Origin of the sequence: Sanguibacter hominis ATCC BAA-789 (assembly GCF_012396185.1) — a bacterium.
In the GTDB taxonomy this organism is placed as follows: domain Bacteria; phylum Actinomycetota; class Actinomycetes; order Actinomycetales; family Cellulomonadaceae; genus Flavimobilis; species Flavimobilis hominis.
Genome location: NZ_JAAXOW010000001.1, coordinates 447,515 through 466,545, shown reverse-complemented (window position 1 = coordinate 466,545; position 19,031 = coordinate 447,515). Strand labels below are relative to the sequence as shown.

The 19,031-nt window shown below is 73.7% G+C and carries 14 protein-coding genes; 10 read left to right on the top strand and 4 right to left on the bottom strand.

The features are described from left to right. Positions 1 to 34: 34 nt before the first annotated feature. Positions 35 to 814: a ferritin-like fold-containing protein gene (locus HF995_RS02200; protein ID WP_168446174.1), complete on the top strand. Its 780-nt coding sequence runs from the start codon at positions 35 to 37 to the stop codon at positions 812 to 814. A gap of 118 nt (positions 815 to 932) precedes the next feature. Here HF995_RS02200 and HF995_RS13705 read toward each other — a convergent pair whose 3' ends face one another. Beyond that, complete coding sequence (locus tag HF995_RS13705; protein WP_350308698.1) at positions 933 to 1,157, bottom strand: DUF3107 domain-containing protein; 225 nt, start codon at positions 1,155 to 1,157, stop codon at positions 933 to 935. A 167-nt stretch (positions 1,158 to 1,324) separates the two neighbouring features. Between HF995_RS13705 and HF995_RS02190 the strand changes: the two genes are divergently transcribed. Both HF995_RS02190 and HF995_RS02185 read left to right on the top strand, forming a co-directional pair. Then, the gene (locus HF995_RS02190; RefSeq protein ID WP_168446172.1) at positions 1,325 to 4,633 is read left to right on the top strand and encodes an ATP-dependent helicase; all 3,309 of its coding nucleotides are present in this window, start codon (positions 1,325 to 1,327) and stop codon (positions 4,631 to 4,633) included. Then, the gene (locus HF995_RS02185; RefSeq protein ID WP_168446171.1) at positions 4,630 to 8,262 is read left to right on the top strand and encodes an ATP-dependent helicase; all 3,633 of its coding nucleotides are present in this window, start codon (positions 4,630 to 4,632) and stop codon (positions 8,260 to 8,262) included. Before HF995_RS02190 ends, HF995_RS02185 begins: the two co-directional genes overlap by 4 nt. 24 nt (positions 8,263 to 8,286) lie before the next feature. Here the strand turns inward: HF995_RS02185 and HF995_RS02180 are convergent, their stop codons facing one another. Next, the gene (locus HF995_RS02180; protein WP_168446170.1) at positions 8,287 to 9,261 is read right to left on the bottom strand and encodes a phosphotransferase; all 975 of its coding nucleotides are present in this window, start codon (positions 9,259 to 9,261) and stop codon (positions 8,287 to 8,289) included. A gap of 74 nt (positions 9,262 to 9,335) precedes the next feature. Here HF995_RS02180 and nudC point away from each other — a divergent pair, with 74 nt between their 5' ends. The 4 genes from nudC to HF995_RS02160 all read left to right on the top strand — a co-directional run bounded on the left by nudC (position 9,336) and on the right by HF995_RS02160 (position 13,687). Next, positions 9,336 to 10,352: an NAD(+) diphosphatase gene (nudC, locus tag HF995_RS02175; RefSeq protein ID WP_168446169.1), complete on the top strand. Its 1,017-nt coding sequence runs from the start codon at positions 9,336 to 9,338 to the stop codon at positions 10,350 to 10,352. A gap of 110 nt (positions 10,353 to 10,462) precedes the next feature. Beyond that, the gene (locus tag HF995_RS02170) at positions 10,463 to 10,687 is read left to right on the top strand and encodes a mycoredoxin (RefSeq protein ID WP_286189269.1); all 225 of its coding nucleotides are present in this window, start codon (positions 10,463 to 10,465) and stop codon (positions 10,685 to 10,687) included. 118 nt (positions 10,688 to 10,805) lie between these two features. Next, complete coding sequence (locus tag HF995_RS02165; RefSeq protein ID WP_168446167.1) at positions 10,806 to 12,806, top strand: ATP-dependent helicase; 2,001 nt, start codon at positions 10,806 to 10,808, stop codon at positions 12,804 to 12,806. Positions 12,807 to 13,297: 491 nt separating this feature from the next. Continuing rightward, positions 13,298 to 13,687: a WhiB family transcriptional regulator gene (locus HF995_RS02160; RefSeq protein ID WP_350308697.1), complete on the top strand. Its 390-nt coding sequence runs from the start codon at positions 13,298 to 13,300 to the stop codon at positions 13,685 to 13,687. Between the two features lie 12 nt (positions 13,688 to 13,699). On the opposite strand, the gene HF995_RS02155 is transcribed toward HF995_RS02160, so the two are convergent. Next, on the bottom strand, positions 13,700 to 14,509 hold the full coding sequence (locus tag HF995_RS02155; RefSeq protein ID WP_168446166.1) for a hypothetical protein: 810 nt from the start codon (positions 14,507 to 14,509) through the stop codon (positions 13,700 to 13,702). 226 nt (positions 14,510 to 14,735) lie between these two features. Between HF995_RS02155 and HF995_RS02150 the strand changes: the two genes are divergently transcribed. Then, positions 14,736 to 15,287 (top strand): SprT-like domain-containing protein, encoded by a 552-nt coding sequence (locus HF995_RS02150; protein ID WP_210727157.1) that lies wholly within the window; start codon positions 14,736 to 14,738, stop codon positions 15,285 to 15,287. Between the two features lie 7 nt (positions 15,288 to 15,294). Here HF995_RS02150 and HF995_RS02145 read toward each other — a convergent pair whose 3' ends face one another. Further along, complete coding sequence (locus HF995_RS02145; RefSeq protein WP_168446165.1) at positions 15,295 to 16,764, bottom strand: zinc-dependent metalloprotease; 1,470 nt, start codon at positions 16,762 to 16,764, stop codon at positions 15,295 to 15,297. Positions 16,765 to 16,864: 100 nt separating this feature from the next. Between HF995_RS02145 and HF995_RS02140 the strand changes: the two genes are divergently transcribed. Together HF995_RS02140 and HF995_RS02135 are read left to right on the top strand one after the other, a co-directional pair. Then, positions 16,865 to 17,839: an NAD-dependent epimerase/dehydratase family protein gene (locus HF995_RS02140; protein WP_168446164.1), complete on the top strand. Its 975-nt coding sequence runs from the start codon at positions 16,865 to 16,867 to the stop codon at positions 17,837 to 17,839. Between the two features lie 60 nt (positions 17,840 to 17,899). Beyond that, positions 17,900 to 19,030: a YlbL family protein gene (locus HF995_RS02135; RefSeq protein ID WP_350308696.1), complete on the top strand. Its 1,131-nt coding sequence runs from the start codon at positions 17,900 to 17,902 to the stop codon at positions 19,028 to 19,030. The last annotated feature ends 1 nt before the right edge of the window (position 19,031 follow it).

Here is a 19,031-nt window from a genome sequence, read left to right as displayed (position 1 = left end):
TCAAGGGCGAGTGGTGGGCCGCTACGCTGGACGGATGAGCCAGGCACCGCACGTCGAGCACGACGCGCCGGGCGTCCAGCCGGGGTCGACCCCCGCCGCTGAGCCCGGGGCACCCGCCACCGCACCCGCCGGAGGGGGCGCGAGCATCGCCGACACGACGGAGCTCCTCGCCCTCGTCGCGCAGATCGAGTCGGTCGCGTTCCTCCGCATCGCAGGCGCCGCCACGGCGGCCCCGGACCCGTTGAGCCGGCTGCGCCTCGCGCGCCTCGCGGGTGCCGCGCTCGCACGCCAAGAGACGATCCTGGGTCGCATCGCAGAGCTGGAGGGGGACACGGACGCCGCCGACGAGCTCATGCTCGGCCTCGACGCGACGTTCGACGACTACGACCAGCGCACGCAGCCGAGCAGCTGGTGGGAGGAGATCCTCAAGAGCTACGTCGGGCATGGGGTCGCGGTGGACTTCTGCCGGATCGTCGCTGGGGCGCTCGACCCGCAGAGCCGCGAGATCATCATGGGCGTGATCGAGGACGGCATGGCGTCCGAGCGGTCGATCGAGGTGCTCGACAGAGCGACGACGGACGACGAAGTTCTCGCGTCGCGGCTCGCGCTGTGGGGCCGTCGGCTCGTCGGGGAGGCGCTGAGCCTCGTGCAGTCGCTCCTCGCCGACCGGCCGTCCCTCTCCAGGCTCCTCGCGACGGCGATCGACCAGCGGTTCAGCGAGGACGAGCGTCCGGCCGACCACACCTCGTGGCTGTTCGGCCAGCTCACCGCCGAGCACACCCGCCGGATGGGACGTCTCGGCCTCGCGGCCTGAGCCCTGCCCGAGCCGGCGCACCCTGCTCGGGGCAGCCCGCCGCGGCGTCGTGCGCGAGCACAGGCACGGCCCGGTGGCAGGGAGACCTGCCGCCGGGCCGTGCCGTACGTGCCGCGTGTCAGAGCGGGCCGAAGCCGACCTTGCGCTGCTCCTCGGAACCGATCTCGATGTAGCCGATCGCGGCCGTCGGGACGAGCACGCGGCGGCCGCGGTGGTCGGTGAGGTCGAGCACGGAGCCCGACTCGAGCGCCTTGGTGACGGCCGCCGTGACCTCGGCTGCGGTCTGGTCGGACTCCAGGACGAGCTCGCGGGCCTGGTTCTGCACGCCGATCGTGATCTCCACGTCGATCTCCTTGTTCGCACGGACGGATGTCTCTCGCGACCAGAATCGCACCTCGCGGCGTGCCGCGGGGCGTTCTCGGTGCGCTGTTCGCCCAGCGCGCACTCGCTCGGTCGGGGCACGCGCGTCGCGGCCGGGGAGTGTCGGTGGCCCGTGATGGGATCTCATCCATGACGACGACCGGGCTGCGCGCAGTGCTCAGCGAGCACGTCGAGCGCACCGACGGGGAGCCGCCCGCGCTCGACGCGTCGCAGCAGCGCGCGGTCGAGGCCGCGCGGACGAATCCCGTGACGCTCGTGACGGGCGCGCCGGGCACGGGCAAGTCGACGACGGCGCTCGCGGTCGCGGTCGATCACCTCGTCCCGGGTGACGGCAGGGTGCCGCTCGACCCGTCGCGCGTCCTCGTGCTCGCTGCGACCCGTCGTGGGGCGGGAGAGATGCGGGACCGGCTCGCGGGCCGCGCGGCCCGCACGGTCGGCCAGCCTCTCGTCCGGACGGCAGCCTCGGTCGCGCACGGCATCCTGGCGCGGCGCGCGAGCGCGTGGGGCGAGCCGGCGCCGACGCTCGTGTCGGGACCTGAGCAGGACCGGATCCTCGCCGAGCTGATCGAGGGCCATCTCGCGGGGGAGGGCGTGCCTCTCGACCTCCCGCCGTCGGTCCCCGCCGAGGCTCTCAGGACCCGAGGCTTCCGCGACGAGCTCCGTGACGTCCTGATGCGCGCCGCAGAACGCGGTCTCGACCCGGTCGCGCTCGACGAGCTGGGGGAGCGGTACGGGCGGACCGCGTGGCGCACGTGCGCGCGGCTGTTCGAGGAGTACCGCGACGTGATGTCGCTGCGGCAGGCGACGCCGGACGCGGGCGCGCGGGTCGACCCGGCGTCAGTCGTGCACGACGCGATCGACGCGCTGACCTCGTGGGACGACGAGGTGCCGGAGGTCGCGCGCCCCCGCTGGGACCTCGTCGTCGTCGACGACTACCAGGAGGCGACGCAGGCGGTCGCGCGTCTGCTCGCGGTGCTGCACGCCGACGGGGCGCGGCTCGTCCTCGTCGGAGACCCCGACGCCGCGGTGCAGGGGTTCCGCGGTGCGGTGCCTGCCCTCGTCGCACGCTCGGCAGCGCCCCCCGGCGCCGAACCAGGTGCGTTCGGCGCTCATCACGTCCCGCTCGAGCGTGCCTGGCGACACGGACCGGACCTGCGCGCGGTCACGCGGCGCGTGGCCCAGGCGGTCGCGGCTGCGGGGACGGTCGCGCACCGGCGGGCAGGCGCGGTCGACGACGGTGCGGCACGCGGCTCGGCGACGTCGGACCCGGTCGTGACGAGTCTGGTCGCCGAGAGGAACCGTCCCGCACGCGTCGCTCTGCTCGCGGGGCCGTCGCAGGAACATGCGTACATCGCGCGGACGCTGCGGGCGTGGCACCTGCTCGACGGGGTCCCGTGGGAGGAGATGGCCGTCGTCACGCGCTCAGGAGGTCAGGTCAGCGCGCTGCAGCGCGCCCTCATCGGGGCATCGGTACCGGTGAGCGTCCTCGGGTCCCAGGGGCCGCTGCGCGACGAGCCCGCGGTGCGGCCGCTCCTCGACGCCGTCGAGGTGGCCGACGGTCGTCCGCTCGACGTCGAGCGTGCGCTCGGGCTGCTGCTCTCGCCGGTGGGCGGCCTCGACGCAGTGTCGCTGCGCCGCCTGCGTCGCGTCCTGCGCGGCGAGGAGATCGCGGCCGGGGGCGGACGCAGCTCCGACACCCTGCTCGTCGAGGTCCTCGATGATCCCGCGCTCGCCGCTCAGCTTCCCGCTGCCGTCCGACGTGGCGCGGCGCAGGTCGCTGCGGTGCTCGCACGAGGCCGGGAGGCTGCCGCACGCCCGGGCGCTGACGCGCAGACCGTCCTGTGGGCCGTGTGGGACGCGACCGCACTCTCCGCGCGGTGGCGCAGCGCCGCGCTCGCCGGGGGCAGCGCGGGCATGCGCGCGGACCGCGACCTCGACGCCGTCATGGCGTTGTCGAAGGCAGCCGAGCGGTTCGTCGACCGCAACCCGCGCGCGCGAGCGAGCGCCTTCGTCGACCACGTCCGGTCGCAGGACCTCCCCGCCGACTCGCTCGCGGCGAGCGGCGGCACGCAGGACGCCGTCGCCGTCCTCACGCCAGCAGGCGCAGCCGGTCGCGAGTGGCGTGCCGTCGTCGTCGCGGGTGTCCAGGAGGGCGTGTGGCCGGACCTCCGCCTGCGTGACTCCCTGCTCGGCGCGCAGACGCTCGTCGACGCTGTCGCCGGCATCGTCGTGCCCGGAGGCGACAGCGCCGCGCACGCGGCGCACGCCCGCCGCGCCGTCCTCTCCGACGAGGTGCGCGCCTTCCTTGTCGCGGTGTCCCGCGCGCGCGAGCACCTGCTCGTCACCGCGGTCGAGGACACCGAGAGCTTTCCGTCCGTCCTCGTCGACCTCGTCGACCCCGTCCCGGACACGGACCGCGCGGAAGACGAGGCGCCGGACGCGCGCCGTCGAGACGTCCCCGAGGCCCTCGACCTGCGCGGGCTCGTCCTGCGAGCCCGCGCGCAGCTCCACGACGAGGTCCGACGCGACGGCGCGGAGGCCACCTCCCCGCACGCGAGCGAGGCCGCCGCGGTCCTCGCGCGCCTCGCCGAGGCGGAGGTCCCGGGTGCCGACCCGGCAGGCTGGTACGGCGTCCACCCGGTCTCGAGCACCGGACCCACGTGGGAGGCCGACGCACCGGTCCCGGTCTCGCCGTCAAAGGTCGAGTCAGTCTCGACGTGCGCGCTGCGCTGGGCCCTCGAGACTGCGGGCGGTCGCTCCGCCGACGCGCTCTCCCAGTCGCTCGGCTCGCTCATCCACTCGATCGCCGAGGAAGCGCCCACGGCCTCGTTCCACGAGCTGGCCGCGACGCTCGACCGCCGCTGGCCCGAGCTCGGGCTCGCACCCGGCTGGCCCGAGCGTGTCACACGCACCCGTGCCCGCGCGATGGTCGAGCGGCTCGCCCGGCACTTCCAGGACAGCGGCGAGGTCCTCGCCGTCGAGGCCCGGTTCACCACCCAGGTCGGCCGCGCCGTGCTCAGCGGGAGCGTCGACCGTCTCGTGCGGCAGGAGGACGGCACCGTCCTCGTCGAAGACCTCAAGACCGGTGCCGCCCCGAGCAAGGACAAGGCCGTGAGCCACCCCCAGCTCGGCGCCTACCAGGTCGCTCTCGCCGAGGGCGCCTTCCACGAGGTGCCTGGGCTCGAGGAAGGCGCACTGAGCGCTGGCGCGCAGCTCGTGCACGTCAACCAGGGCAAGGACGCGACGCTGCGCACCCAGCCCGCGCTCCACACCGCCGACGACCCGCGGTGGGCCCACGACCTCGTCGAGGACGTCGCAGGGACCATGGCGTCGGCGTGCTTCGAAGCGCGCATCAACCCGCTGTGCGGCTTCTGCCCGGTCCGCCGCAGCTGCCCGCTGCAGACCGTAGGACGCACGCTCGGGCAGGAGGCCTCATGACGCCGTACACCCCTGAACCCACCCGCCCGGCGACAGAGCCCGCCAGGCCCGGGACCGGCGCGCCGGACGTCGCCGCGATCACGGCCGGCGGCCGCACTGCGACGGCCGACGCGCCGGGAGCGCCACCCATCGTCACCCCTGCCGCGCACGCGCCCTCGCGCAGGCTCGTCCCCGCGACCGAGATCGCCGAGCTGCTGGGGCAGCACCGCCCGACCGACGAGCAGCTCGCGGTGATCGAGGCGCCCCTCGAACCCGTGCTCGTCGTCGCGGGCGCGGGCTCCGGCAAGACCGAGACGATGTCCGCACGCGTCGTCTACCTGATCGTCAACGGGCTCGTCGAGCCCGACGAGGTGCTCGGCCTCACGTTCACCCGCAAGGCCGCGGGTGAGCTGGGGGAGCGGATCCGTCGCAGGCTGCGCACACTCACCGCGCGCATGCGCGACGCTGGTCAGCACGCACTGCTCGGCGACCTCGAGGACCAGACCCCGGACGCCGCGCTCCTCGCGTCGATGCGCCGCCCCACCGTCGCGACCTACAACTCGTACGCCGCAGGCCTCGTCAAGGAGCACGGCCTCCGGCTCGGCATCGAGCCCGGCGCGCGGCTCCTCGGGGAGGCGAGCCAGTGGCAGCTCGCCCAGGAGGTCGTCGAGCGCTGGACCGGCGAGCTCGGTACCGACGCGGCGCTCAGCACCGTCGTCGACGCCGTGCGCCACCTCTCCGGATCGCTCAGCGAGCACCTGCTCAGCACCGACCAGGCCCGTGCCCGCATGACCACGATCATCGACACGCTCCTCGCGACGCCCGACGCGAAGGGCAAGAAGGGCCCCTACGCCTCGACGACGAAGCTCCTCGAGCTCATGAGCCACCGTGTCCAGCTCCTCGACCTCGTCGACGAGTACCGCAGGCGCAAGCGCTCGACCGACTCCCTCGACTTCGCCGACCAGGTCGAGCTCGGCGCGCGCCTCGCCGAGCAGCACGACGAGGTGCGCGTCGCCGAGCGTGCGCGGTACCGCGTCGTCCTCCTCGACGAGTACCAGGACACGTCGTACGCCCAGGCTCGGATGCTCGGTGCCCTGTTCGGCGACGGTCACGCCGTGACCGCCGTCGGCGACCCGAACCAGTCGATCTACGGGTGGCGCGGCGCGAGCGCCTCCGGCCTCTCGCGCTTCGCCGAGCAGTTCTCCGGTGTCGGCCAGGTGCACCACCTCGCCCTGAGCACCTCCTGGCGCAACGACCAGGCCATCCTCGACGTGGCGAACGCGGTCGCCACGCCGCTCCGCGACCCCGCGCCGGAGCGCGTCGCAGGCGCCCCCGCCCCGACGTCCACCGGCGACGCCGCGGTCATCGAGCTGCACGCCCGCCCGGGAGCGGGCCCCGGTCACGTCAGCGCGGCCTACACGGCGACCGAGGACGAGGAAGCGGCCGCCGTCGCCGACTTCGTCGCACGATGGTGGCGACCTCGCACGTCCCGCGACGGCGCGACGACCGCGGCCGTCCTGTGCCGCAGCCGCAAGCAGTTCGCCGCCGTCGAGGTCGCGCTGCGGTCGCGAGGCATCCCCGTCGAGGTCGTCGGCCTCGGAGGGCTCCTCGAGGCGCCCGAGGTCGTCGACGTCGTCTCGCTCCTCCAGGTGGTCCACGACCCTTCCCGCGGCGACTCGCTCATGAGGCTGCTCACGGGGCCGTGGACCGCGCTCGGTGCCGCCGACCTGTTCGCCGTTGCCGACCTCGTCCGCGAGCTCGCCCGGCGGCACGCCTACGCCGCCAGCCGCGCGGCTGACGCGCAGCGCGGGAGCGGCACGGAACCGCAGCCCAGCAGCGCGGAACCGGGCGACGCCAGAGACGCGGCCACCGCGCCCAGCGTCGTGACGGAGGCAGACGTCGTCGACTCGCACTCGATCGTCGACGTGCTCGACGAGTTCCCCGCACCCGGATGGCAGAGCCCAGGCGGCAGGTCCCTCACGCCCGACGCGCACGCCCGTCTCACCAGGCTGTCCGCCCTCCTGGCACGCCTGCGCGCCAGCACCTACCTCTCCGTCCCCGAGATCGTCGTCGAGGCCGAGCGCGCCCTCGGCCTCGACATCGAGGCCGGGTTGCTCGACGGCCCGCACGCCGCCCGCGCCCGCGCCAACCTCGACGCGTTCCGCGACCTCGCCATCTCGTTCGTCGACGGAGCCGACCTGCCGACGCTCGGCGCCTTCCTCTCGTGGCTCGACGTGGCCACGACCAACGAGCGCATCGACACCGCGATCTCCGACCCCGATCCCGACGCCGTCCAGATCGTCACCATCCACGCGGCCAAGGGCCTCGAGTGGGACGTCGTCGCAGTCCCCGGGCTCGTCGACGGCGGCCTCCCCAGCACCGCCTGCACCGGCCCTCAGGGACCCACCGACTCCGCATGGCTCACGGGGCTCGGCACGCTCCCGTACCCGCTGCGCGGCGACGCCCGCGACCTGCCGCGGTTCGCCTTCGAGGACGCCGAGAACCACAAGGACCTCGACAGCCTGCAGAAGGTGTTCAAGCAGGACGCCGGCGCGCACCAGGTCACCGAGGAACGCAGGCTCGCCTACGTCGCGTTCACACGCGCGCGCTCCCGCCTGCTCCTGACAGGCTCGTGGTTCCGCGGTGAGCGCAGCAGCGCCACCCCGCCCTCGTGCTTCCTCACCGAGCTGGCCGACGCCGGGCTCGTCGACACGTCGACCTGGACCGGCGAGCCTGAGGGGGTCAACCCCGCGCTCGAGCGCGAGGTCACCGCGACCTGGCCTGCGGCAGACGGCGTCGACCCCGTGCTCGCCTCCGCTGCCGCGCGCGTGCGCGCAGCACGTCGCGCCGAAGCCCAGGAGACGCACGGCGACGCCGCGCACGCAGGCGTGTCCGGGCGCAGCGCGACGACCGAGTCCGCACCGGGCGCAACGTCGCCCGTGGACTTGGCTCCCGCCCGCGCAGGGGCCGACGAGACCGTCCCGCTCGCGCAGCTCGCCGAGATCCTCCTCACCGAGCGCGACGCACGCCGCCGGCCCGTCACGGACGTCGAGATCCCTGCGCACGTGTCCGCGTCCGCGATGGTGCGGCTCGCTGCGAGCCGCGAGGAGTACGCCCTCTCCCTGCGCCGCCCCGTCCCGAGCGAGCCGTCGGTCCACGCCCGCCGCGGCACGACCTTCCACGCGTGGGTCGAGCAGTTCTACTCGTCGCCGGTCCTCATGGACCTCGACGACCTCACGGACGCCGACGACACCGAGCCTGACGCCGACCTCGAGAAACTCCGCCAGACGTTCCTCGCGACCCCGTGGGCGTCGCTCGACCCGATCGCCGTCGAGGTCGACATCGAGACGCCTCTCGCGGGCGTCATGACCCGCTCACGCATCGACGCCGTCTTCCCTGACCCCCGCCCCGGGTGCAGTCCCGGGCAGGTCGTCGTCGTCGACTGGAAGACCGGCCGCGAACCCACCGACCCGGCCGCCGTGCGCGCCCGCGAGGTGCAGCTCGCCGTCTACCGGCTCGCCTGGTCCCGCTGGACAGGCACGCCGCTCGACGACGTCGACGCTGCTTTCTGCTACCTCGGCGACGGCGTCACGCGCCGCCCCGCGCGCCTCCTCGACCTCGACGAGCTCGAGGCACTCCTGCGCGGCTGAGTCCCTGAGCGAGGCCGTCTGGCGTCAGTCGTCGTCGCGCGACGGCTCGTCCACCGGCGCGTCGTCGGCCTCGTCCGCGCCCTCCGCACCCTCATGGACGGCCTCGTCGAGGTCCAGGAGCATCTCGACCGCGTCGTCCACGACGTCCTTCTGCTCGGTACGCACGCCGTGCAGGAGCCACCGTGCCAGGGCGAGCTCGCCCGCGAGCAGCGCCCGGTCCACGAGGTGCGCGTCCGCCGACTCCGTCCGCGCGAGCTGGTACGCCTCGAGGATCGACTCGACCGACTCCGGCGGCGCCGCGACCAGCAGCCACGACAGGTCGTCTGCAGGGTCCGCCACCTTGCACTCCGCCCAGTCCACGATCCCGTTCACGGACTGCTGTGCCACGAGGATGTGGTCCCCGTTGAGCTCGCCGTGCGTGACCACCGGCCGGAACCGCCACATCGCGACGTTCTCGAGCGCCTGCTCCCAGCGCCGCAGCAGACGCGCAGGCACGCGCCCGGTCCGTGCCGCCTCGTCGACCTCCGAGAGCCGCCGCTGTCGATACTCCTCGGCCGAGTAGCTCGGCAGGCCCGCATCCTCCACGAGCGACGTCGGCAGCTCGTGCAACGCTGCGATCGCACGCCCCACGGAACGGGCCAGCCCTGGGCCAGGCTGCAGCCGGTCGGCCTGCAGCGGCACCCCGGGAACCTCCGGGTGCACCACGGCGCGACCGCCCTCCGGCAGCGTCGCGAAGCCAGCGGGGGTCGGGACGGCGAAGGGAAGGTCCCCGGCGTCGACACGGTCGGCGAGCCTGCGCAGCAGCACCATCTCGGCCTCGAGGCTCGCACCCGCCGCAGCGTTGCGCGGGGCGCGCACGATCCAGTGCCGGCGCGTCGAGTCGATCACGACGGCGACGTCGTTCGACCCGTCCGAGTCGAGCAGGCGAGCGTCGACCACGTCCATCCCGGGGACGGCGGCGGTCGACAGGGCGGCCAGGGTCAGGGCGGAGCGGTGCACGGGTCCACGGTACGTCGCCGGGTGCCGCTCGGGCCGCACGACGCGACCGCGTCCGCCCGTCGTACCGTGATCGCATGAACCTTGCACCGGTGACCGACTGGGCCCAGCTCCCGCTGTCACGCACGACGGTCGACCGCGCGGCCGAGCTTCGCGACGAGGTCGACCTCGTCGAGCGGCTCGTCGCCACGTCGTCGACCCGCGTCGTGCTCGTGCGCGGCGCGTCGCTCGCCGTGCGCGCCGCGACGGCGCCAGGTGCGCTCGCGCTCGACCTCGTCCCAGCGGGCGAGGTCGTCGCCGCGCTGAGCGCCGCGTCGTCGGAGCTCACGGCGCCGCACGCGCCTGGCTGGCTGTTCCTCGGTACGGACGACGACGGTGCGTACCTGGCGCTCGTGCTGCCCGCCGAGCCGGACGACGACGTCGACATCTCGGGCGTCGTGCCTGCGCGCGCGGAGGACCTGCTCGGGCGAGGCCGCCGCTTCGAGAGCCTGCGCGACGCGGGCCACCTGCTCGACGCGCGTGACGCCGGTCTGGCGACGACCGCCGTCGGCGTCGCTGCGTGGCACGTGCGCGCGCTGCGCTGCGAGCACTGCGGCGAGGCGACGCGGCCCGCTCGCCACGGCTGGTCGCGCGTCTGCACGTCCGACGGCCGCGAGACCTTCCCGCGCACCGACCCGGCCGTGATCATGGCGGTCGTCGACGACGACGACCGCCTCCTGCTCGGCCATGCCGCCACCTGGCCCGAGGGCCGCTTCTCGACCCTCGCCGGTTTCGTCGAGGCGGGCGAGTCCGTCGAGGCTGCCGTGCGCCGCGAGGTGCGCGAGGAGACGACCGTCGTCGTCGGCGACGTCGAGTACCGGTCGTCCCAGCCGTGGCCGTTCCCGCGCTCGCTCATGCTCGGGTTCCGGGCTCACGCCCTGACGACCGACGTCGTCGTCGACGGTGTCGAGGTGACGGGTGCGCGCTGGTTCACGCGCGACGGGCTCGCGGCGGACCTCGCTGCCGGGCGCGTGCTGCTGCCGATGCGGTCGTCGATCGCGCGCGGGCTCATCGAAGAGTGGTACGGGGGCCCGCTCGCCGACCGAACCGAGTGATCGGGAAGGTTCGCAGGCACCGCGCGGTTATGGTGGGCGACCGACCCACCGACCGGAGGACACCCGTGACCATCCCCGCCCCGCACACGCCCGACGCCGGCTCCGTCGTCATGTACTCGACCACGTGGTGCGGCTACTGCCAGCGCCTGAAGAAGCAGCTGACGAGCGAGGGCATCGGCTACACGGAGATCGACATCGAGCAGGAGTCGAGCGTCATCCCGTACATCGAGCAGGTCAACGACGGGAACTGGGTCGTGCCGACCGTCGTGTTCCCTGACGGGTCGTCGGCGACCAACCCGTCGCTCGCGCAGGTCAAGGAGCGCATCGGCGCGTGACGCCGCACGTTCCGCCCGGTCGGGGTGGTCGCCCCGACCGCGCGGAGATCGCTGAGCCGTCCCCAGGGGCGACCTCGGCGGCTGTCGGTGTCAGCCGCGCCTGAGAGAATCTCCGGTGATGTCTGCCGACGAGATCCTCGAAGCGCTCGACCCCGACCAACGGGCTGTCGCCACCGCCCTGACCGGGCCCGTGTGCGTCCTCGCGGGCGCGGGCACGGGCAAGACGAGGGCGATCACGCACCGCATCGCGTACGGCGTGCGCACCGGCGTCTACCAGCCGACGAGCGTCCTCGCCGTGACGTTCACCGCCCGGGCGGCGGGGGAGATGCGCACGCGGCTGCGCGACCTCGGTGTCGCCGGGGTGCAGGCGCGCACGTTCCACGCGGCCGCGCTCAAGCAGCTCAGCTACTTCTGGCCCCGCATCGTCGGCGGGGCGCCGCCCCGGATCCTCGAGCACAAGGCGCCCGCGGTCGGGCAGGCGGCCGCCGCGCTCGGCATGACGGTCGACCGTGTCGCGGTGCGCGACCTGTCCTCGGAGATCGAGTGGGCCAAGGTCTCGATGATCCCCGCGGACGACTACCCGCGTGCGGTCGCAGCGCTCCATCGGGAGCCGCCGGCGGGCTTCGACGCGCACGCCGTCGCGCGTCTGATGCGCTCCTACGAGGAGGCCAAGACGGCGCGCGGCGTCATCGACTTCGAGGACGTGCTGCTCTACGTCGGCGACATGATCCACTCCAACCCGCCGGTCGCCGACGAGATCCGGCGCCAGTACCGCCGCTTCGTCGTGGACGAGTACCAAGACGTCTCGCCGCTGCAGCAGTTCGTGCTCGACCAGTGGCTCGGCGATCGTGACGAGCTGTGCGTCGTCGGCGACCCGAGCCAGACGATCTACTCGTTCACGGGGGCTACACCGCACCACCTCCTGAGCTTCCGCAAGACCTACCCGAAGGCGGTCGAGGTGCGCCTGGTGCGCGACTACCGCTCGACCCCGCAGGTCGTCTCGCTCGCCAACGCGCTGCTCGCGGACCGCGCCGGTCGCGGCTTCGCGGGCCTCGAGCTCAAGGCGCAGCGTCCCTCGGGCCCTCCCGTGACGTTCACGGTGTACGACGACGACGAGGCCGAGGCGGCACAGGTCGCCGCGGCCGTCGGGCGCCTCGTGAGGTCCGGGACCCCCGCAGGCGAGATCGCCGTGCTCTACCGTACGAACGCCCAGTCGGAGCTGTACGAGCAGGCTCTCGCGGACGCGGGCATCGCGTATCTCGTGCGTGGTGGCGAACGCTTCTTCCAGCGTCGAGAGGTCCGCGAGGGGATCGTGCTGCTGCGGGGGGCTGCGCGCGCCGTCGACCCGGGGCAGACGCTCCCCGAGATCGTCCGGGACGTGCTGGTCAACGCGGGCTGGGCGCCCGAGCCCCCGGCGGCGCGCGGCGCGGTGCGGGAACGGTGGGAGTCGATGCAGGCGCTCGTCGCGCTCGCGGACGACCTCTACGCGACGACGAAGGCCGGCCTTCCCGAGCTGGTCGCGGAGCTCGACGAGCGTGCGGCCGCCCAGCACGCGCCCGCCGTCCAGGGGGTGACGCTCGCGTCGCTGCACGCCGCGAAGGGCCTCGAGTGGGATGCCGTCTTCCTCGTCGGGCTGAGCGAAGGCCTCATGCCGATCTCCCTCGCGGAGACGCCCGAGGCGATCGCCGAGGAGAAGCGTCTCCTCTACGTCGGGATCACCCGCGCACGGGTGCACCTGCGGCTGTCGTGGGCCCGGTCGCGCAACCCGGGCGGGCGGGGGAGCCGTCGTCGTTCGCGGTTCCTCGACCGGTTGTGGCCCGCAGCCGAGCCGTCGCTCCCGGGCCGCAGGCCTGCCGACGGAGCGGCAGTCCGGCTGACGGGGGAGTACGACCAGGAGCTCTTCGAGGCACTGCGGGACTGGCGCGACAGCGTCGCGGTGGCGGTCGACCGTCCGAAGTTCACGGTCCTGTCTGACCAGATGCTCGCGGAGATCGCCGAGACCCGGCCCGCGGACGAGCGGGCGCTCGTGCGCGTCAAGGGGGTCGGCCCGACGAAGATCAACCAGTACGGGGCGGCGATCCTCGGGATCGTCGCGCGGTCCGGAGCCGCGAGATCGTGACGTCCTGGAGGTCGCGGAGACCACTCGCACCCGGTGTTCGGAAACTCGCTGGTTAATTAAGTTGTCCCCGTTCGCGGGGCAGGTCTAGTGTGAACGAGTCCTTGCAGGAGCGGCCTGACCCGAGAGGGAACGGCCCGATGGAGAGATGGAGGTGAGTGCTCGATGAAGAAGAACATGATGACCGGAGCGGCGTTTAGCCCGCTTCCCGTCCGTGTCTCTGCCGCCGCGTCGTACGACCGGCGCAGCACTCACCTCGCACGCGCAGCCGCAGCACCGGCAGGCGCACATCTGGTGGCACGTGATCGGGTTCGCGGGCACTGACCCCCGCCCCCCTCACCACTGCACCATCGCGACTCCCGCGGACGCACCTCCTCCCCGTCTCTGACGGGTGAGCTCCGAGCAACCCGCCCTGACCAGGGCGGAGCCGGACCCGGAGAGCGTCCTCTCGAGTCGTCCATCGACACTCGCAAACGGACTTCCCGGAGGACATCGTGCGGCTCAGCATGCTGCTCGACACCAGCACCCAGCGCGACACGCCCGTCGTCGTCGCCCCCCTGCCCCGTTCAACGACCCGCGCCGGATCACCTGCACCTGCCACGCAGACGCAGGATGACCGCGCCGAGTTCGACCGCCTCATGGGCTCGATGCTGCCCTGCCGCGTCGAGGACCCCGAGCTCTGGTTCGCCGAGAAGACCGTCCAGGTCGAGCAGGCGAAGGCCCTGTGCCGCGCCTGTCCGCTCGTCGACGCCTGCCTCGCCGGCGCGATCGACCGGCAGGAGCCGTGGGGCGTGTGGGGCGGCGAGGTCTTCGTCGACGGCCGCGTCGTCGCCGTCAAGCGAGGCCGCGGACGGCCCCGCAAGGTTCAGCCGAGCCTCGCGTGACCACCCGCGACCTCAGGCGGTCGCTGCACGGCTCGACGACCGCACGGCCCCCTGGCCGGTGCACCCGCAACCCGGGTGCACCGGCCATCGTTCTTCCCGGGCGCGGATGTCGGGGAGGGCGAGGTGCGTCGACGTGACGACGGTCCGGCAGGACCGGTCCCACGTCGGCTCGGCCCCGGTCACGGCGAGGCTGCCGGTGTCGAGGAAGGCGAGGACGGAGCGCGTCACGACGACGGCCGCTGCGCTGGCGAGCAGCGGCTCGTCCGGGGTGAGCTCTCTGACCCGGGGAGCGCGCGGGCCCGACGGCGCCCATGCTGACGCGGTGAACGCGTCGGTGCCACGTTCGTCCTGGGTGTGCAGGCTGATGCAGCACAGGCACGGCGTGCGGCCAGGCACGACGACATGGCTGACGTCGACGGCGTCAGGGCGGCAGCGCACGACGAGGTGCGGGACGCGCTCACCCATGAGCCGCCACGCACGGTCGGGAGCGAGGTCCTCGTCGGTCACGACGACGAGCATGTCGAGGGCAGCGAGGGGCACGTCGTGCGGGCGGGAGGGCGCGACACGTGAGCTCGTCCCGCTCGCGGACTCGGCGACGAGCCGCGCGGCCGCGATGCGGCGCAGCGATCCGACGTCGCGAGACCCGTACCCGCCGGGGCCGAGGTCGGCCTGGGTGACGTGCCGGGCGTCGTCGAGCACGAGACGGCCTATCCCTGAGGTGGCGAGGCTGAGCGTGGTGAGGAGCCCGAGGCGTCCGAGGCCGAGGACGCCGACGGCGGCGGTGGCTCGGGAGGTGAGCGGCGGTGGGGTCGTGGGTGCCATGGGAGGGAGCATCCCAGTGTGTCGCCGCACGTGAGCGGTTTCCACAGGTAGATCCCGGAAGTTATCCACAGAGGGCGTGTCGGGGTCGCGGCGGGCGCGCGAATGGGGGATTCTTCCTGTGGACAGTCTCGTGGACGATGTGTGCGGTTCGCCGCCGAGCCTGGGGGAACCGGACGTGGACGACGAGGGAGCGACGCGCAAGGGCTCGGCGCGCCCTGACACGACCCTGAACGTCCCCGGTGCCGGCGATGCCGTCGAGGTCCGGCGCAGCCGCCGCCGCTCGCGCACCGTGAGCGCCTATCGCGAAGGCGACCGCACGATCGTCGCGATCCCCGCACGGTTCACCCGGGCGCAGGAGCGCGAATGGGTCGAGCGCATGCTCGCGCGCCTCTCGGCCAAGGAGCAGCGTCGTCGCCCGTCGGACGCGGAGCTGATGGAGCGGGCAGCCGCACTGTCGACCCGCTACCTGGGCGGCCAGGCGGCACCGGTGAGCGTCCGCTGGGTGACGAACATGGACCGGCGCTGGGGATCCTGCAGCGTGCAGGACCGTGCGATCCGCATCTCGGACCGCGTGCGCGGTCTCCCCGGCTGGGTCCTCGACTACGTCCTGCTGCACGAGCTTGCGCACCTGCTGCATGCCGGTCACGGCCCGCAGTTCTGGGCGCTGCTCGAGCCGTACCCCCGCACCGAGCGGGCGCGTGGCTTCCTCGAGGGCATCGCCTTCAGCGAGGAGACCGGAGTGCCGTACGAGTCCAGCCCCGACGAGACGGGCGACTGAGCCTCGCTCAGTCCTCCGGCGTCGCGGAGCCGCCGTCCTCCGGGGCGTCGTCGCCGTCGGCCGCCGTGCCCGACAAGAGCTCTTCGATCGCGCGGTCCACGTCAGCCTGCTCGACGGCGACCTGCTCGCGGCGCGCGAGATAGCCTGCCGGGTCGTCGAGGTCGAGCGCGCTCGGCATGAGGTCAGGGTGCGCCCACACGTCGTCGCGTCGAGTGGAGTCGGTGTCGCGCCCGATGAGCGCCCACAGCGCTGCCGCCTCGCGCGAGCGGCGCGGACGCAGCTCGAGCCCGATGAGCGTCGCGAACGTCTGCTCGGCAGGGCCGCCAGCGGCCCGCCGCCGGCGGATCATCTCCCGCAGGGACATCGCGTGGGGCAGGTGGGGGAGCGCCGCCGTCGTCGCGACCTCGTCGACCCACCCCTCGACGAGCGCCAGGCTCGTCTCGAGCCGTGCGAGCGTGGCCTTCTGCTCCTCGGTCGTCGGGATGCCGAAGATGCCGCCCGACAGCGCGGCCTGCATCGCGGTGGGGTCGGTCGGGTCGATGTGGGCGACCGCGTCCTCGAGGGCCTCGGTGTCGATCGTGATGCCGCGCGCGTACGCGTCGACGAGGCCGTGCAGGTGCCCCCGCAACCAGGTGACGTGCGTGAAGAGCCGCGCGTGCGCCGCCTCGCGGAGGGCGAGATAGAGGCGGACCTCCTCGAGCGGCGCGTCGAGCCCCTCGGCGAACGCGGCGACGTTCGTCGGCAGCAGCGCGGCCACCGGTTCGTCGACGAGCGGCACGCCGAGGTCGGTCAGGCCGAACACCTCGCGGGACATCGCGCCGGCCGCCTGGCCGACCTGCATGCCGAACATCGCGGCACCGAGCCGCTCGACCAGCTCGCTCGGGTCGAACCCGCCGGGGCCGCTGCCCAGCATCGCGGCCATCCCCGGGGGCAGGCCCGCGTCGCCGAGCGACACGTCGAGGTCCTCGGGAAGGTGCTCCTGGAGCACGCGGGTCAGGGCGGCGACGACGGACCGGGCGACCGGTTCGACGAGAGAGTTCCATGCCGGGATCGTGCGCTCGACCCACTCGGAGCGGCTCCACACGAACCGGCTGCCGCCCGACGGCGCGATGTCGGTGACGGCGTCGAGCCAGAGCTCCGCGACGCGCAGCGCGTCGACGGTCGTGCGCCGCTCGACGGCGTCGATGCTCGGGTCGCCCTCGGCGACCGCGACCTGCCGCGCGATGTCGTGCGCGACGTCGGGGTTGACGGGTCCCCCCGTCGTCGAGGACAGGAGCGAGCGCACCTGGGAGAGGACCTGGTCCATCATCGCGGGGTCGTCGGCGAGGCCGGCCGCGGCGTTGAGTGCGTCGACGTCCATGCCGCGCGAGCGCAGCTCGGCGATCGCCTCGTCGGCGTCGGCGCCGAACACGGACCGGAGCAGGCGCTCCCAGGGCTCCTCGCCCTCGCGGGGACCGCCGGCGCCGTACGTCGTCATGGTGAACTCCTGAGAACATGTCCACGAGGACATGCGAGGGGCGGGAACGCTGACCCCTCCCACGGTAATCGACCGAGGTCCCCGGAGGAGGCGGTTCGCGGTGTCAGAGTGCGAGGTTCGCTCACGGCGCATCGTCGTGCGCGGGACCGGGCCGCTCGTCGGTGCTCTCGCTCGCGTCCTCGGCGCGGAGCCGGACGGCGCCGCCGATGCGGCGTGCGCCGTCGTCGTCGTGCTCGACGGCGGGACCTTCGCACCCGTCGCACCGAGCAAGGTCGCGCAGCGCCAGGCGGAGACGTACACCGCGGTCGACGAGCTCGCCGAGGAGCTCGCCCCGCACGCCGACGGCGTGCGCGTCGTCGTCGTGAGCAGCGCCGCGACCCTCGGCGCGCGTCCTGACCCGACGCCTCTGACCGACGACGCGACCGTCGCGCCGGACCTCGACGGCACCGCCCTCCAGCTCGCGCTCGTCGAGGACCACCTCCGCGGCGCGCTCGCCGCGGCGGGCGTGCACCCTGCCACGCTGCGCACCGCGCCGCTCGTCGGGCCCGGCGTCGACACGATGATCACGCGGCACTTCGAAGCGCCGAGGCTGCTCGCCGTGCGCGGGCACGCCCGGTCGTGGCAGTTCGTGCACGTCGACGACGTCGCGGCCGCCGTCGGCGTGATGCTCGAGAACGGCCTGCGCACCGACCACGTCGTGGGCGCGCCCGGCGCGCTGCCGCTCGCGCACGTCCTCGCCGTCTCCGGGATGCGCGCGGTCGAGCTGCCCGAGTCGACCGCGCTGTCCGTCGCCGAGCGCCTGCACCGCGCCGGGGTCCTGCCCGCGCCGGCGGCAGACCTCGGCTACGTCGTCCACGACTGGACCGTCGACCCTGCAGGCCTCCTCGCCGCGGGCTGGCAACCCGCATGGTCGAACGACGACTGCCTCGGCGTCGTGCTCGACGACGTGCGCGGCAGGTTCGGGGTCGCAGGTCGACGGGTCGGCGGCCGTGACGCGGCCGCCGTCGGTGCGGTCGGCGCGGCCGTCGCGCTGCTCGGCACCGCCGCGGTGCGGCGCCAGCTACGACGGCGCTGAGACGGTGCCGCCAGCCGGTCGGCGCAGCGGATCTTCAGGATCGTCGGCGATGATGGGGCCGTGCCTGACGAGAAGCGTCCCGGTCCCGAGCTCTTCGACGACCTCGACACGAGCCCTGGACCGTCACCCGAGCCGCCCGCGCCGCTGCTGACGCGGCGCGCCGTCGTGCAGTCGGTCGCAGTCGTGGTCGCGGCGCTCGGCCTCGCGATCATGCTCGCCCTGCCGACCTCGTTCGTCGTGCGGATGCCCGGGCCCAGCTTCGACACGCTCGGCGGGGAGGGCGACGACCGGGTCATCGTCATCGAGGACCGCGAGACGTTCAAGCCGAGCGGCCAGCTGCGCCTGACGACCGTCTCCGCGCTCGGCAACCCGGACAGCCGCGTCCCCGTGCTGCGGCTCGTACGGGCCTGGTTCGACCCGGACGAGGGCGTCTACCCGCTCGAGGCCATCTACCCGCAGGGCGTCACCGTCGACCAGACGACGCAGGTCAACCAGGCGGACATGGTCACGAGCCAGGAGCGCGCGAGCGTCGCGGCGCTCCGCCAGCTCGGCATCGACGTGCCCTCGACGCTCACGGTGGTGAGCGCGGACCCGGACATGAACGCGGTCGGCGTCGTCGAGCCGGGCGACGTCCTCACCACGCTCGACGGCGTCGAGCTCACGGACTTCGACCACCTGTCGACGCTCATGGACGGCAAGACCCCGGGCAGCACGGTCACGGTCGGCGTGCTGCGCGACGGCAAGCCGTTCGACCTGGAGATCGTCACCAGTGCCTCCGGCGGACGCGCCTACCTCGGCGTGAGCCTCGAGATCGACTTCGACATGCCCTTCCCGGTCACGGTGCAGATCGACGACGTCGGCGGGCCGAGCGCCGGGATGATGTTCGCGCTCGGGATCATGGACCTGCTCACCCCCGAGGACGAGGCGGGCGGCCAGGTCATCGCTGGCACGGGCACGCTCGAGACGATCGCCGGCGAGGTCGGCGAGATCGGCGGCATCACCTTCAAGATGCGCGGTGCCCGCGACGAGGGTGCGACGTGGTTCCTCGCGCCGCGCGGCAACTGCGACGAGGTCGTCGACCACGTCCCCGACGGGATGACCGTCGTGTCCGTCGAGACGCTCGCCGAGGCCTACGACGCGGTCGTCGCGATCGGCGCGGGCCGGGGAGCGACGCTCCCCGGCTGCTCCTGAG